The 15,633-nt window shown below is 60.0% G+C and carries 13 protein-coding genes; 9 read left to right on the top strand and 4 right to left on the bottom strand.

Going from position 1 to position 15,633, the window contains the following annotated elements; genetic code table 11:
* Positions 1-123: 123 nt before the first annotated feature.
* Complete coding sequence (locus ACZ9IM_RS05225; protein WP_476223486.1) at positions 124-1,005, bottom strand: acyl-CoA dehydrogenase middle domain-containing protein; 882 nt, start codon at positions 1,003-1,005, stop codon at positions 124-126.
* Positions 1,006-1,159: 154 nt separating this feature from the next.
* Between ACZ9IM_RS05225 and olsB the strand changes: the two genes are divergently transcribed.
* A complete protein-coding gene (olsB, locus tag ACZ9IM_RS05220) occupies positions 1,160-1,915 on the top strand; it encodes an L-ornithine N(alpha)-acyltransferase (RefSeq protein ID WP_007903792.1) in 756 nt (251 codons plus the stop codon).
* Positions 1,915-2,706 (top strand): lysophospholipid acyltransferase family protein, encoded by a 792-nt coding sequence (locus ACZ9IM_RS05215; RefSeq protein WP_008074541.1) that lies wholly within the window; start codon positions 1,915-1,917, stop codon positions 2,704-2,706. The genes olsB and ACZ9IM_RS05215 overlap by 1 nt, the downstream gene beginning before the upstream one ends.
* A 101-nt stretch (positions 2,707-2,807) precedes the next feature.
* Here ACZ9IM_RS05215 and ACZ9IM_RS05210 read toward each other — a convergent pair whose 3' ends face one another.
* Positions 2,808-3,383 (bottom strand): acyl carrier protein phosphodiesterase, encoded by a 576-nt coding sequence (locus ACZ9IM_RS05210; RefSeq protein WP_476223485.1) that lies wholly within the window; start codon positions 3,381-3,383, stop codon positions 2,808-2,810.
* 154 nt (positions 3,384-3,537) lie between these two features.
* Between ACZ9IM_RS05210 and ACZ9IM_RS05205 the strand changes: the two genes are divergently transcribed.
* Genes ACZ9IM_RS05205 through ACZ9IM_RS05195 form a run of 3 tightly spaced genes read left to right on the top strand, consistent with a single transcriptional unit; the run spans position 3,538 to position 6,099 of the window.
* Positions 3,538-3,858, top strand: coding sequence for an ArsR/SmtB family transcription factor (locus ACZ9IM_RS05205; RefSeq protein WP_007903797.1), 321 nt, complete (start codon positions 3,538-3,540; stop codon positions 3,856-3,858).
* Positions 3,859-3,860: 2 nt separating this feature from the next.
* The gene (locus ACZ9IM_RS05200; RefSeq protein ID WP_008010859.1) at positions 3,861-5,027 is read left to right on the top strand and encodes an MFS transporter; all 1,167 of its coding nucleotides are present in this window, start codon (positions 3,861-3,863) and stop codon (positions 5,025-5,027) included.
* Between the two features lie 22 nt (positions 5,028-5,049).
* Positions 5,050-6,099 (top strand): alkene reductase, encoded by a 1,050-nt coding sequence (locus ACZ9IM_RS05195; RefSeq protein WP_476223484.1) that lies wholly within the window; start codon positions 5,050-5,052, stop codon positions 6,097-6,099.
* Positions 6,100-6,222: 123 nt separating this feature from the next.
* Here ACZ9IM_RS05195 and ACZ9IM_RS05190 read toward each other — a convergent pair whose 3' ends face one another.
* The gene (locus ACZ9IM_RS05190) at positions 6,223-7,107 is read right to left on the bottom strand and encodes a DMT family transporter (protein ID WP_476223483.1); all 885 of its coding nucleotides are present in this window, start codon (positions 7,105-7,107) and stop codon (positions 6,223-6,225) included.
* A 162-nt stretch (positions 7,108-7,269) separates the two neighbouring features.
* Positions 7,270-7,902: an efflux system transcriptional repressor EmhR gene (gene emhR, locus ACZ9IM_RS05185; RefSeq protein ID WP_476223482.1), complete on the bottom strand. Its 633-nt coding sequence runs from the start codon at positions 7,900-7,902 to the stop codon at positions 7,270-7,272.
* A gap of 265 nt (positions 7,903-8,167) precedes the next feature.
* Here emhR and emhA point away from each other — a divergent pair, with 265 nt between their 5' ends.
* The 4 genes from emhA (at position 8,168) to ACZ9IM_RS05165 (ending at position 15,591) form a co-directional block, all read left to right on the top strand.
* Positions 8,168-9,325 carry an efflux RND transporter periplasmic adaptor subunit EmhA gene (gene emhA, locus ACZ9IM_RS05180; protein WP_427625729.1) on the top strand — a complete coding sequence of 386 codons (1,158 nt, stop codon included), beginning with the start codon at positions 8,168-8,170 and terminating at the stop codon, positions 9,323-9,325.
* A 3-nt stretch (positions 9,326-9,328) separates the two neighbouring features.
* Positions 9,329-12,490, top strand: a complete 3,162-nt coding sequence (gene emhB / locus ACZ9IM_RS05175; protein ID WP_427625730.1) for an efflux RND transporter permease subunit EmhB — start codon at positions 9,329-9,331, stop codon at positions 12,488-12,490.
* On the top strand, positions 12,490-13,950 hold the full coding sequence (gene emhC / locus ACZ9IM_RS05170) for an efflux RND transporter outer membrane subunit EmhC (RefSeq protein ID WP_427625731.1): 1,461 nt from the start codon (positions 12,490-12,492) through the stop codon (positions 13,948-13,950). Before emhB ends, emhC begins: the two co-directional genes overlap by 1 nt.
* Before the next feature lie 381 nt (positions 13,951-14,331).
* Complete coding sequence (locus ACZ9IM_RS05165) at positions 14,332-15,591, top strand: OprD family porin (RefSeq protein WP_427625732.1); 1,260 nt, start codon at positions 14,332-14,334, stop codon at positions 15,589-15,591.
* Positions 15,592-15,633: the final 42 nt, after the last annotated feature.

Raw genomic sequence — 15,633 nt, 5'->3', positions numbered from 1 at the left:
GCGTCGTCCAAGAGATCGCCTTCGCGAGCAAGCCCGCTCCCACATGATCTGCGTCGTACACAATATTTTGCACATCAGAGATCCTTGTGGGAGCGGGCTTGCTCGCGAAGGGTCCCTTCAGCCTTACAACAATCCCGCCAACGCCTTGGCCAACCGCTTGCCCCGCGCCCCTGCCGCCAAATCCATCACGGTCTGATCGCGCTGCCACATCGCCGCCCATTGTGGCGGGCCATCGGCCAGGGCCTGATTCACTTCAGCCTTGAGCCCGTCGAACTGCGCAAACAACCCGCCCAGCAACACATGCCCGGCCGGATTGTTCGGCGCCTGGCGGCTGACTTCCGCGCACCCGGCCAGCAGCGCCAGCAAGCGCAGTTGCAAGGTTTGCGGCCAGTCGCTGTCTTGGCCAACGCCAAACAGCCACGCAATCATGGCGCTCAGCACATAGATGTCTTCCAGGGTGCGGAACGGTTTGACGTAAGCATCCCAGCCATCCCCCGCCAGCAATTCACATAGCGCGTTGTCGAGAAACAACCGGCCGTGGCCTATGTCCGGCATCAGTGGCATGGGCGCGAGCTTTTCCAGACGCACACCCGGTTCGCCGGGGTAAACCACCGCAAGGTTCAAGCGCGGCACTTCGCCGGGCTTTTCACTGCGAGCAGCGACCAATAGCCAGTCGGCGGCATCGCCGGCGGTGACGAAATCCTTGCGCCCGTTCAGGCGCAGATCGCGCAGCCGGGTCTGCATGTCCGCCACCCGCAAACTGCGCTGTTCGGTCGCGCACAACGCGCCGAGGCTCAGCGGCGCGCTCGGCCAGAGCATGCGCAACGCCGCCTGATAACCCACCAGAAACGCCAGCCCCGGCGTCGCCATCAGCCGTCCGCCGGCCACCGCCAATTCGAACGGCGACACCGCGCCCAAGTGTTGCAACAAGGTGGCAAAGCCTTCACCCAGGTCAGGGTCGGCGGGCAGGCGATCGCGGCGTTTCAACAGGGTTTGCCAGGGCATAAGAGGCTCCTTGTGGGCTGTCATATAAGCATCACCAAAGCTTCATGGCGATGACACCGGGGCTACATAGCCTGACTTTGCACAACACGGCTGCATAAAGAAAGTCGATCGGCTGCAACCCAAGACGGGTGGCCAGCCCGCACGGAGACTCACAATGACTCAGATCGCCCGCATCAGCGACACCGGCAATGAACGCCGCCTGCAAGCCGAACGCCTGGTGGGCGCCGAGGCGTTGCAGGAAGCCCAGGCCTTGCGTTTCAACGTGTTCAGCGGCGAATTCAACGCCAAGCTGAAAGGCGCGGAGCTGGGTCTGGACATGGATGACTATGATGTTCACTGCGCCCACATCGGGGTGCGTGACTTGAACACCGGGCGCCTGGTGGCGACCACCCGTTTGCTAGACCACACGGCCGCCAGCAGCCTGGGCAAGTTCTACAGCGAAGAAGAATTCAGCCTGCATGGCCTGGTCCATCTCAAAGGCCCGATCCTGGAAATCGGTCGTACCTGCGTCGACCCGGCCTACCGCAACGGCGGCACTATCGCTGTGCTCTGGGGTGAACTGGCCGAAGTGCTGAACCAGGGCGGCTACAGCTATTTGATGGGTTGCGCGAGCATTCCGATGCAGGACGGCGGCATTCAAGCCCACGCGATCATGCAGCGCCTGCGCGAACGCTACCTGTGCACCGAACACCTGCGGGCCGAGCCGAAGAAGCCATTGCCGACGCTCGATATTCCGTCCAACGTCATCGCCGAAATGCCGCCGCTGCTCAAGGCCTACATGCGCCTGGGCGCGAAAATCTGCGGCGAGCCGTGCTGGGACGAAGACTTCCAGGTGGCCGACGTGTTCATCCTGCTCAAGCGCGACGAGCTTTGCCCGCGCTACGCCAAGCACTTCAAGGCGGCTGTGTAATGAGCCGCTTGCGGGTGTACGCGCGAATTGCGCGAGTGCTTTTGGTGGTGACGCTGGGCTTGAGCATGGCCAGTGTGTTCGGGTTGTTCGAGCGACTGGGGATTGCCCATTCGATGGTCCGTCGCCAGCGCTGGTCGCGGTTTTTCATGGCGCGGCTGAGCAATGCCCTGCCCTTTCGCGTCACCGTCCATGGTGAATTACCAAAGGCGCCAATGCTCTGGGTCAGCAATCATGTGTCCTGGACTGACATTCCGCTGCTGGGCATGCTCACGCCGCTGTCGTTCCTGTCCAAGGCCGAAGTGCGCACCTGGCCAGTAGCGGGCTGGTTGGCGGCCAAGGCCGGCAGCCTGTTCATTCGCCGTGGTTCAGGCGACAGTCAGTTGATCCGCAAACAGATGACCCGTCATCTGGAGCAGGAACATCCACTGCTGATGTTCCCGGAAGGCACCACCACCGATGGCCGCTCGCTGCGTACGTTTCATGGCCGTTTGCTGTCCGCGGCGATCGATTCCGAAGTGGCGCTGCAACCGGTGGCGATTCGTTATCTGCGCGACGGCGAGCTCGATACCCTGGCACCGTTCATTGGCGATGATGATTTGCTCTCGCACCTGATGCGCTTGTTCGCCAATGATCGGGGTGAGGTGGAGATTCATCTGCTCAAACCGATCGAATGCCAGGACCGGGAACGTGCGGCGCTGGCGTTCGAAGCGCAGCAGGCGGTGCAGAGGGCGTTGTTCGGGGCGATTGCGCAGACACAACAGGAGCCGCTACGCCCTGCGATCGCGGCCTGACACAAATCCCCTGTGGGAGCGGGCTTGCTCGCGAAAGCGGTTTGACAGTCAGCACATGTGTTGAATGTGAAGCAGCCTTCGCGAGCAAGCCCGCTCCCACATTAGATTCGCGGTGTCGCAGCGAATGCCTGCAACTCGGGATAGAACAACCGGAAATCCTCGCTCAACGGTTCATACAACCGCCGCAATTCCTGCATCGCCCCCGCCAACTCCTCCGGCCGGGTCAACCTGCGCGAAATCCCCCGTAATACCTGCTCAAGCACTTCGAATTCCTGATATGAACCCAGCCAATCATTGGCCACCATATGCGGTGCAATCCGCGCCAGGCGCTCCGGCAGCTGCGGTTCGGCGGACAGCACCCGATAAACGTGCGCGGTGAACTGCTCAAGCGGTTGATCTGCGTAAAGCGTCCAGTCCCGCGCCAGGCAGTGGTCGAAAAACACATCAAGCACGATCCCGGCGTAACGCCGGCGCGTGAGGGAAAACCGCGACAAGGCGATGTCCACCAGCGGATGGCGGTCGGTAAACACGTCGATGCTGCGATGCAACTGGATGGCCGCTTCGATCTCCGGATCGAACTGCCCTTGCAGCCTTCCTTTGACGAAATCGCCATACAGACTGCCGAGCATTTGACCGGGACGCTGGCCACCGAGGTGCAGATGTGCGAGATAGTTCATGCGCGCAGCTTAACACTGCGCCATCCATATCGTTATAACCCGATATACCGATTCACGCGGTCATCAGACCAAAATCATATTGGTATATCGCGAAATACCGATTTAAAGTTCGCCTCATCGCGATATAGCGTTTTACTCATCACGAGCCCAAACCATGACCATCGACCTCGACGAAATAATAAAAGCGCTGGCACACCCAGTACGCCGAGACATCCTCATCTGGCTGAAAGACCCCAAGGTCCAGTTCCCGGAACAGCTCCACAACCACGAGTACGGCATTTGCGCCGGACAGATCGATCAACGCTGCGGCCTGTCGCAGTCGACCGTGTCCGCCCATTTGGCGACCTTGCAACGGGCAGGACTGATCAGCAGCCAGAAAGCCGGTCAATGGCACTTCTTCAAACGCAACGAGGACGTGATTCAGGCGTTCCTCGACGCCATCGACAAGGAGCTCCGCGCTCCGACAAGGAACTGACAATGCCCCTCTCGCTACTCATTCTGGCCCTTAGCGCCTTCGCCATCGGCACCACCGAGTTCGTCATCATGGGCCTGTTGCCCGAGGTGGCGGCCGATCTCGGTGTGTCGATTCCCGGCGCCGGCTGGCTGGTGACCGGTTACGCCCTGGGCGTGGCCATCGGCGCACCGTTCATGGCACTGGCCACCGCCAGGCTGCCGCGCAAGGCCGCTTTGGTAGCGTTGATGGGCATCTTCATCATTGGCAACCTGCTCTGCGCCCTCGCCAGTGACTACAACGTCTTGATGTTTGCCCGTGTGGTCACCGCGCTGTGTCACGGCGCCTTCTTCGGCATCGGTTCGGTGGTGGCGGCAGGTCTGGTGCCGGCCAACAAACGTGCATCGGCCGTGGCCCTGATGTTCACCGGCCTGACTCTGGCCAACGTTCTCGGCGTGCCGCTGGGCACCGCGCTCGGTCAGGAAGCCGGCTGGCGTTCGACCTTCTGGGCGGTGACCGTGATCGGTGTGATTGCACTGATCGGCCTGATCCGCTTCCTGCCGGCCAAGCGCGACGAAGAGAAACTCGACATGCGCGCCGAACTGCGCGCCCTCAAAGGCGCCGGCATCTGGTTGTCGTTGAGCATGACTGCATTGTTCGCCGCCTCGGTCTTCACCTTGTTCACCTATGTCGCCCCGCTGTTGGGCGAGGTCACCGGAGTCTCGCCACGCGGCGTGACCTGGACCTTGATGCTCATCGGCTTGGGCTTGACGGTCGGCAACATCATCGGCGGCAAGCTGGCGGACAAAAGCCTGGCTGCGACGCTGATCGGTGTGTTCATCACCATGGCGGTCGTCTCCACCGTGCTGACCTGGACCAGCATTGCCGTAATCCCGACCGAAATCACCCTGTTCCTGTGGGCCACCGCGTGCTTCGCCGCCGTACCCGCGCTGCAAGTGAATGTTGTGACCTACGGCAAGGCAGCACCGAATCTGGTGTCGACCCTGAACATCGGCGCTTTCAACGTCGGCAACGCACTCGGTGCCTGGGTCGGCGGCAGCGTCATCGCCCACGGCTTCGGTCTCACCCGCGTGCCGCTCGCGGCAGCCGCGCTGGCGGTACTCGCGCTGCTGGTGACCCTGATTACTTTCCGTCAGAGCGGCAATGCCGAACTGGCCCCTGTTACTAACTGATCTTTAACGAGGGTTGTATTAAATGACGACTATTTTCGATCCGATCAAACTGGGCGACCTCGAGTTGTCCAACCGCATCATCATGGCGCCGCTGACCCGCTGCCGCGCCGACGAAGGCCGTGTGCCGAATGCGCTGATGGCCGAGTACTACGTACAGCGCGCCTCTGCCGGTCTGATCCTCAGCGAAGCCACGTCGGTCACGCCGATAGGCGTGGGCTACCCAGACACCCCCGGTATCTGGTCCAACGACCAGGTGCGCGGCTGGAGCAACGTGACCAAAGCAATCCACGGCGCGGGCGGCAAAATCTTCCTGCAACTGTGGCACGTGGGCCGGATTTCCCACCCCTTGTACCTGAACGGCGAAGCACCGGTCGCGCCGAGTGCCATCCAGCCTAAGGGTCATGTCAGCCTGGTGCGTCCATTGGCCGACTTCCCGACCCCGCGCGCCCTGGAAACCGCGGAAATCGCCGACATCATCGACGCTTACCGCGTGGGTGCCGAGAACGCCAAGGCTGCCGGTTTCGACGGTGTGGAAATCCACGGCGCCAACGGTTACCTGCTCGACCAGTTCCTGCAAAGCAGCACCAACCAGCGCACCGACAACTATGGCGGCTCCCTGGAAAACCGTGCGCGTCTGTTGCTGGAAGTGACCGATGCCGCCATCGAAATCTGGGGCGCGGGCCGCGTGGGTGTGCACCTGTCACCGCGTGCCGACCTCCATGACATGGGCGACGACAACCTGTCCGAGACCTTCACCTATGTCGCTCGCGAACTGGGCAAGCGTGGCATCGCCTTCATTTGCTCGCGCGAGAAAGAAGCTGGCGACAGCCTCGGCCCACAACTGAAGGAAGCCTTCGGCGGCCCGTACATCGCCAACGAACGCTTCACCAAGGACAGCGCCAACGAATGGCTGGCCAATGGCAAGGCTGACGCAGTGGCATTCGGGGTACCGTTCATTGCCAACCCGGACCTGCCGGCACGCTTGAAGGCCGATGCGCCGTTGAACGAGGTGCGTCCTGAATTGTTCTACGCCAAAGGCCCGGTGGGTTATATCGATTACCCGACGCTGTAAACGTCCGCCGTTGAAATGCAAAAGCCCCGACTCGAAAGAGCCGGGGCTTTTGCATTTCATAGGATCAAAAGATCGCAGCCTTCGGCAGCTCCAGGGTGAACGCCATTCGAATGTAGGAGTTTGTCAGCGCTTGCGCTGTCCCCAGGCGACCGCAAGACCGCTGAGGCAAATCACCGTGATCCCGATCACGCCGAAGCTGTCCGGGGTATGGTCGAAGATCAAATACCCGTATATCCCGGCAAACAGAATCTGCCCGTAACTGAAGGGTGCCAGCATCGCCGGCGCTGCATGGCGGAAGGCCTGGGTCAACAACATGTGACCGAGCATGCCACAAGTGCCCAGCCCGATCATGAACAGGCCGTGCAGCAACGTTGGCGTACTCCAGAAAAACGGCAACAACACAGTCATGATCAGGCTGTTGAGAATACCGGTCAGAAAGTTACTGGTGGTCGGGCTGTCGATACCGCTGAGCAGGCGGGTGAGCAATTGATAGAAGCCAAAACACAGCGCCGAACACAGCGGCAGCAGAATCGCCGGGGTGAACAGCGCACCACCGGGCCGCACGACGATCAACACGCCGACAAATCCACCCAGCACCGCCAGCCACTGATTGCGGGTTACCCGCTCATGCAGCAACGGTACGGACAACGCAGTCACCAATAAAGGCGCAAGAAAAGTGACGGCTGTGGCTTCAGCCAAGGGGATGTAACGCAGACCGGTAGTGAAAAACAGGCTGGTGCCGATCAGGCACAGGGCGCGTAATAACTGCAAACCCGGACGCTTGGTGCGCACTACCACCGAGAAACCACTGCGTGGCACGAAAATCACCAGCATCAACAAGGTGTGCACCACGTAGCGTGCCCAAACCACCATCACGATCGGATAGAACCCGGACAGGTACTTGGACAAAGTGTCGTGACTGGCGAACAACAAAACCGCCAGGCAGATCAGCGCGATACCTTTTATCGGCTGCTCGGCGCCCTTGTAGCCCGGGTGGTTAACATTCATTCACACACTCGACACAAAATCCCTACAAAATACGTAGCTCGCTACCTATCAACCTGGCAAACGTACGTATATAAAAGCACCCCATTACAGAAAGGCGAGCGAAGCAGGGACATTCCCCCGCTTCAAGTCTTGACACAAACGGATCCAATTACGCATTTTGTTTCAATTGCGCAGGCTTGGACTCAAGCGCAGCATATCCAACCCTGTATCGACACAGCGCTCGGCTTCGGTGTGCAGTTGAAAGCTGTCGGGAGCCAACAGCCACTGATACAGAATGCCATCGACGTACGCATGCAGACTGATGGCCGCGCGAGCAGTGTCGAGGTTTTCCGGCAACTGCCCGCGATTCACCGCATTACTCAGAGCCAGAGCGATTCGCACATTGCAATCGAGACTGGCCGTTCGGCGCTGCTGGCGCAGATCGCACATTTCATCGGTGAATTCGCACTTATGAAACAGAATCTCATTGATGCGTCGGGTTTTCGGGTCCAGGGCAACTTGATGAAACAAATGAATCAGCAGCTTGCGCATGCAGCCCAGCGGATCGAGTTCATCTTCGCTTTCACTGGCCTTGGCCATTTCATCCAGCGGCTCATGCAAGGTATCGAGCATCGCCTGCACCAGATCCGCCTTATTACTGAAATGCCAGTAGATGGCCCCGCGAGTCACGCCGGCCAGGGTCGCGATATCGGCCAGCGTCGTGCGGGCCACGCCCCGCTCGTAAAAGGCTTTTTCTGCCGCTTCGAGTATCTGGCTTCGGGTTTCTTGAGCTTCCTCTTTGGTACGACGGACCATGGCAGTAAAACCTCAATCAGGGGTGCTTCAGCGATGTCTGAATATCAGCTGAAGAAAAGTGGGGCGAGCGCTCTCGGGCTTCGTCTGCGGCCTACAATTCAAACCTTTGGATGGCTTTTGTAACCGTGTGGATACATCGCCAAGGCCTTTACAAACAACCATGAACGTAAGTATATTCATTAGCAAGCTACTTATCCACCCGGCAAAAATTTTTTAACCTTCCACATTTCTTGTGCGCAATTGCGCGCCTGACCCGAGGATCTTCATGCAATTCAAGCCAGCTGTTACCGCTCTGGTTACTGCCGTCGCCCTGGCATCGCTGCTCAGCGGATGTAAAAAGGAAGAGGCGGCACCTGCCGCACCAGCCCCTCAGGTCGGCGTCGTAACCCTGCAACCTCAAGCCTTCACCCTGACGTCCGAACTTCCGGGGCGCACCAGTGCGTTCCGCATCGCCGAAGTTCGCCCACAGGTCAACGGCATCATTCTCAAGCGACTGTTCAAGGAAGGCGGCGACGTCAAGGCCGGTCAGCAGCTTTATCAGATCGACCCATCGGTCTATGACGCGACCCTGAAAAGCGCCGAAGCCAACCTGCGTTCGACCAAGTCGATCTCCGACCGCTACAAGCAACTGGTCGACGAACAGGCTGTCAGCCGTCAGGAATACGACACCGCGCAGGCCAACCGCCTGCAATCGGAAGCGTCCCTGCAAAGCGCCCAGATCAACGTGCGCTACACCAAGGTTTACGCACCGATCTCCGGTCGCATCGGCCGTTCGTCGGTGACTGAAGGCGCGCTGGTCAGCAATGGCCAAACCGACGCCATGGCCGTCATTCAGCAACTGGACCCGATCTACGTCGACGTCACCCAGTCTTCGGTGGAGCTGCTTGAGCTGCGTCGTGAACTGGAAAGCGGTCGTCTGCAAAAGGCTGGCGATAATGCCGCCGCGGTCAAACTGACGCTCGAAGACGGCAGCCAGTACAAGCTGGACGGCAAGCTCGAGTTCTCCGAAGTTTCGGTTGACCAGACCACCGGCTCCGTAACTCTGCGTGCCGTGTTCCCGAACCCTGATCACACCCTGCTGCCGGGCATGTTCGTTCACGCTCAGTTGCAGGCTGGTGTGGACAGCGCGGCGATTCTGGCCCCGCAACAAGGCGTGACCCGCGACCTCAAAGGCTCTCCGACCGCGCTGGTCGTCGGTCCGGACAACAAGGTCGAACTGCGTCAACTCAAGGCCAGCCGCACTGTCGGTAACCAATGGCTGATTGAAGACGGGCTGAAGGCAGGCGATCGCGTGATCACCGAAGGGCTGCAATTCGTCAGACCTGGCGTTGAAGTGAAAGCCACTGAAGCCACTAACGTTGCCGCAAAGAGCCCGGCCACCGCACAGGCAGCTAATACTGCTGCCGGCGGCAAAGGGGAGTAAACCATGTCGAAATTTTTTATCGACCGTCCGATTTTCGCCTGGGTAATTGCCCTGGTGATTATGCTGGTCGGGGCTCTATCGATTCTCAAACTGCCGATCAACCAATACCCGAGCATTGCGCCTCCAGCTATTGCGATCTCGGTGACCTACCCGGGCGCGTCTGCACAAACCGTGCAGGACACCGTGGTGCAAGTGATCGAGCAACAGCTCAACGGTATCGATAACCTGCGTTATGTCTCCTCGGAAAGTAACTCCGACGGCAACATGACCATTACCGCGACCTTCGAGCAGGGCACCAACTCCGATACCGCGCAGGTTCAAGTCCAGAACAAGCTGAACCTGGCCACCCCGCTGCTGCCACAAGAAGTGCAGCAACAGGGCATCCGCGTGACCAAGTCGGTGAAAAACTTCCTGATGGTCATCGGCGTGGTATCGCGCGACGGCAGCATGACCAAGGACGACCTGTCCAACTACATCGTGTCGAACATGCAGGACCCGATTTCGCGCACCGCCGGTGTCGGTGACTTCCAGGTCTTCGGTGCCCAGTACGCGATGCGGATCTGGCTGGACCCGGCCAAGTTGAACAACTACAACCTGACCCCGGTAGACGTGAAAACCGCCATCGCGGCGCAGAACGTCCAGGTCTCGTCCGGTCAACTCGGCGGCTTGCCTGCCCTGCCCGGCCAACAGCTGAACGCGACGATCATCGGCAAGACCCGTCTGCAGACCGCCGAGCAGTTCAAGGCGATCCTGCTGAAGGTCAACAAGGACGGCTCGCAAGTGCGTGTCGGCGACGTTGCGGAAGTCGGTCTGGGTGGCGAAAACTACTCGATCAGCGCCCAGTTCAACGGCGCCCCGGCCTCCGGCCTGGCGGTGAAACTGGCCAACGGCGCCAACGCCCTCGACACCGCAAAAGCCCTGCGCAATACCATCGACACCCTCAAGCCTTTCTTCCCGGAAGGGATGGAAGTGGTGTTCCCGTACGACACCACCCCGGTGGTGACCGAGTCGATCAAGGGCGTGGTTGAAACCCTGGTCGAAGCGATCGTGCTGGTGTTCCTGGTGATGTTCCTGTTCCTGCAAAACTTCCGCGCTACCGTCATCACCACGATGACCGTGCCAGTGGTATTGCTGGGTACGTTCGGGATCCTCGCGGCGTTCGGCTTCAGCATCAACACCCTGACCATGTTCGGTATGGTGTTGGCCATCGGCTTGCTGGTGGACGATGCCATCGTCGTGGTGGAAAACGTCGAACGGGTCATGAGCGAAGAAGGCCTGTCACCCAAGGAGGCCACGAAGAAATCCATGGGGCAGATCCAGGGTGCCCTGGTCGGTATCGCCCTGGTGCTGTCGGCGGTACTGCTGCCGATGGCGTTCTTCAGTGGCTCCACCGGTGTGATTTACAAGCAGTTCTCGATCACCATCGTTTCGGCCATGGCCTTGTCGGTATTGGTGGCATTGATCTTCACCCCGGCGCTCTGCGCGACCATGCTCAAGGCGATTCCGAAAGGTGAGCACGGTACGCCGAAACGCGGCTTCTTCGGCTGGTTCAACCGCAGCTTCGACCGTGGCGTCAAAAGCTACGAGCGCGGCGTGGGCAATATGCTCGCGCACAAGGCTCCGTACCTGCTGGCGTACCTGATCATCGTGGTCGGCATGATCTGGCTGTTCACCCGTATTCCAACGGCGTTCCTGCCGGAAGAAGACCAGGGCGTACTGTTTGCTCAAGTGCAGACACCGGCCGGTTCCAGCTCCCAGCGCACGCAGGTGGTCGTGGACGAAATGCGCGAATTCCTGCTGCGTCCGAGCAAGGAAGGCGGCGAAGGCGATGCAGTTGCCTCGGTGTTTACCGTGACCGGCTTCAACTTCGCCGGCCGTGGCCAGAGTTCGGGTATGGCGTTCATCATGCTCAAACCGTGGGAAGAACGTAACGCCGACAACAGCGTGTTCAAACTCGCGGCCCGTGCCCAACAGCACTTCTTTACCTTCCGCGACGCCATGGTGTTTGCCTTCGCACCACCGGCTGTACTGGAACTGGGTAACGCCACCGGTTTCGACGTGTTCCTCCAGGACCGCGCCGGTATCGGTCACGAGAAACTGATGGAAGCCCGTAACCAGTTCCTCGGCATGGCGGCGCAAAGCAAGGTCCTGTCGCAAGTCCGTCCTAACGGCCTGAACGACGAACCGCAATATCAGCTGGAAATCGACGATGAGAAGGCCAGCGCTCTGGGCGTGACCCTCACCGACATCAACAACACCCTGTCGATTGCACTGGGCAGTAGCTATGTGAACGACTTCATCGACCGCGGTCGAGTGAAGAAGGTTTACATACAAGGCCTGCCTGGCGCTCGCATGAGTCCCGAAGACCTGAAGAAGTGGTACGTGCGCAACAGCGCCGGCACCATGGTTCCGTTCTCGTCGTTCGCCAAGGGTGAGTGGATCTACGGTTCGCCGAAACTGGCCCGTTACAACGGCGTAGAAGCGATGGAAATCCTCGGTGCCCCGGCGCCAGGCCATTCCACTGGTGAAGCGATGGCCGAAGTCGAAGCCCTGGCCAAGAAACTGCCGGCCGGTGTCGGTATTTCCTGGACTGGCCTGTCGTACGAGGAACGTCTGTCCGGCTCGCAAGCGCCCGCGTTGTATGCCTTGTCGCTGCTGATGGTGTTCCTGTGTCTGGCGGCGCTGTATGAAAGCTGGTCGATCCCGATCGCGGTGATGCTGGTGGTACCGCTGGGGATTATCGGTGCGCTGATGGCAACCAGCATGCGTGGCCTGTCCAACGACGTGTACTTCCAGGTGGGGCTGTTAACCACGATCGGCCTGGCAGCGAAAAACGCCATTCTGATCGTCGAGTTCGCCAAGGAACTGCATGAGCAAGGACGTAGCTTGCGCGATGCCGCGATCGAAGCCTGCCGGATGCGTCTGCGACCGATTATCATGACCTCGCTCGCATTCGTGCTCGGTGTGGTTCCGCTGGCCATTTCCACGGGCGCAGGTTCGGGTAGCCAGCATGCGATCGGTACCGGGGTGATTGGCGGTATGATCACAGCCACTGTGCTGGCGATCTTCTGGGTCCCATTGTTCTTTGTCACCGTGTCGTCCATGGGCCAGCGCAAAGTCGCCGACCAGGATGACGCCATTGAACCATCTAAAGAGGCTGGCTAATGAGCAAGTCGCTACTCTCCATCGCAGTCGCCGCCTTCGTGCTGAGCGGCTGCTCGCTGATACCCGATTATCAGCAGCCTGAAGCTCCGGTGGCGGGCCAATACCCGCAAGGCCCGGCCTATTCGCCGGCCCAGGCGCCTAACCAGGCCGCTGCCGAACAAGGCTGGAAGCAGTTTTTCCACGACCCGGCGCTGCAACAGCTGATTCAGACCGCGTTGGAGAACAACCGTGACCTGCGCGTCGCGGCGCTGAACATCGACGCTTATGCGGCTCAATACCGCATTCAGCGTGCCGATCTGTTCCCGGCGGTTTCGGCCACCGGCAGCGGCAGCCGTCAACGAGTCCCGGCACGGGCCTCGCAAACCGGTGAAGCAGCCATCTCCAGTTCCTACTCGGCCACCGTCGGCATCAGCGCTTATGAACTCGACCTGTTCGGTCGGGTTCGCAGCCTGAGCGAAGAAGCCCTGCAGAAATACTTCGCCACTGAAGAAGCACGCCGCAGCACGCAGATCAGCCTGGTGGCCAGTGTGGCCAATGCCTATCTGACCTGGCAGGCTGACAAAGAGCTGCTGAAACTGACCCAGGAAACCCTCGGTGCCTTCGAGGAGAGCTACAAGCTCACCTCGCGCAGCAACGAAGTGGGTGTAGCCTCGGCGCTGGATCTGGCCCAGTCGCGTACCTCGGTGGAAAACGCCCGTGCACAACAGGCCAGATACACCCGTCAGGTTGCCCAGGATGAAAACAGCCTGGTGCTGCTGCTCGGCACCGGTATCCCGGCCAATCTGCAAGCGGCCAAGCCACTGTCGGACGACCTGCTGAGCGAAGTGCCGGCCGGCCTGCCGTCGGACTTGCTGCAACGTCGTCCGGACATCCTTCAGGCCGAGTACAACCTCAAGGCTGCCAACGCCAACATCGGCGCGGCACGGGCTGCGTTCTTCCCGAGCATCAGCCTGACCGCCAATGCCGGCTCCCTGAGCCCGGATCTGTCCGGTCTGTTCAAGGGCGGTTCGGGCACCTGGTTGTTCCAGCCGCAGATCAACTTGCCGATCTTCAACGCCGGCTCCCTGCGCGCCAGCCTGGATTACTCCAAGATCCAGAAAGACATCGGCGTGGCGAACTACGAGAAGTCCATTCAAACGGCCTTCCAGGAAGTCGCCGATGGCCTGGCCGCACGCCAGACCTACACCGAGCAGTTGCAGGCTCAGCGTGATTTCGTCAGCGCCAACCAGGACTACTACCGTCTGGCCGAGCGTCGCTACCGCATCGGTGTCGACAGCAACCTGACCTTCCTCGACGCCCAGCGCCAGTTGTTCAGCGCCCAACAAGCGCTGATCACCGACCGTCTGGCGCAGCTGACCAGCGCGGTCAATCTGTACAAGGCATTGGGTGGTGGCTGGAATGAACAGACGGCGAAGAACGAGCCGTTGAAAGAAGAAGCGCCGAAGATGAAGTTGTTCTGATAGCGCGGTAAAAACACGAAGCCCACCGATTGGTGGGCTTTTTGTTGGCGGCGGGAAAGCCAGATCAAAAGATCGCAGCCTTCGGCAGCTCCTATGCAGGTGCGCGATTTCATGTAGGAGCTGCCGAAGGCTGCGATCTTTTGATCTTTTGCCGTTCGATAATCGCCCAAAACCCGCCCTCGCCGATTGAACCGTTTAGTCCCTTTCCCTCACCATCTGTCGCACAAAACCAATAACAACAGGTTCGACACCATGTCCCCGCGCCCTGCCCTGTCCGGCTGACTTCGTCCTCGCTTTTCTGAATTCGACATCTTATGTCTGCAACCCAAACGTTGCGGCACCACCCTGTTTCACCTCCAAGAATTAGAGAGACCCAAGCCCATGACGCCTTCCACCACGCAGTATTTCTTTCCCAGCCTGATCGCCATCGCACTGGCCGGTGCGGCCCTGCCCGCCATGGCCGAGGAAGCCGGTTTTGTCGAAGGCGCCAAGGTCAACCTGAACCTGCGCAATTTCTACATCAACCGTAACTTCACCAACCCGACCAAAAGCCAGGGCAAGGCTGAAGAGTGGACGCAAAGCTTCATCCTCGACGCCAAGTCCGGGTTCACCCAGGGCACCGTCGGGTTTGGCATGGACGTGCTGGGTTTGTACTCGGTCAAGCTCGACGGTGGCAAAGGCACCGGCGGTACGCAGTTGTTGCCGCTGGATCACGATGGTCGTCCGGCAGACAATTTCGGTCGAACCAACGTGGCGTTCAAGGCCAAGCTGTCCCAGACCGAAGTGAAGGTCGGCGAGTGGATGCCGGTGCTGCCGATCCTGCGTTCGGACGACGGTCGCTCGCTGCCGCAAACCTTCCGTGGCGGCCAGATCACCTCGAAGGAAATCGACGGCCTGACGCTCTACGGCGGCCAGTTCCGCGCCAACAGCCCGCGCGATGACAGCAGCATGAATGACATGTCGATGACCGGCAAAACGGCGTTCACCTCAGACCGCTTCAACTTTCAGGGCGGTGAATATGCCTTCAACGGCAAGCGCACCCAGATCGGCCTGTGGAACGCTGAACTCAAGGACATCTACAGCCAGCAATACGTCAACCTGATCCACACCCAACCGCTGGGCGACTGGACGCTGGGCGCCAATCTGGGGTTCTTCTACGGCAAGGATGACGGCAGCGCCCGGGCCGGCGAGCTGGACAACAAAACCTGGTCGGGCCTGTTCTCGGCCAAATATGGCGGCAACACCTTCTATGTCGGCCTGCAAAAACTCACCGGTGACAGCGCCTGGATGCGGGTCAACGGCACCAGCGGCGGCACCTTGGCCAACGACAGCTACAACGCCAGCTATGACAATGCGAAGGAAAGATCCTGGCAATTGCGCCACGACTACAACTTCGCCGCCCTTGGCGTGCCAGGCCTGACCCTGATGAACCGCTACATCAGCGGCGACAACGTACACACTGCAACCACCAGCGACGGCAAGGAATGGGGCCGCGAAAGCGAACTGGGCTACACCGTGCAGAGCGGTACGCTCAAAGACCTCAACGTCAAATGGCGCAACTCGACCATCCGCCGCGACTTCAGCAACAACGAGTTCGACGAGAACCGGTTGATCGTCAGCTATCCGATCAGCCTGCTGTAAACACAAAAAATGTGGGAGCGGACTTCTGTGGCGAGGGGGCTT

It is taken from the genome of Pseudomonas sp. TE12508 (assembly GCF_056279485.1).
This window is presented reverse-complemented; position numbering and strand designations above follow the sequence as displayed.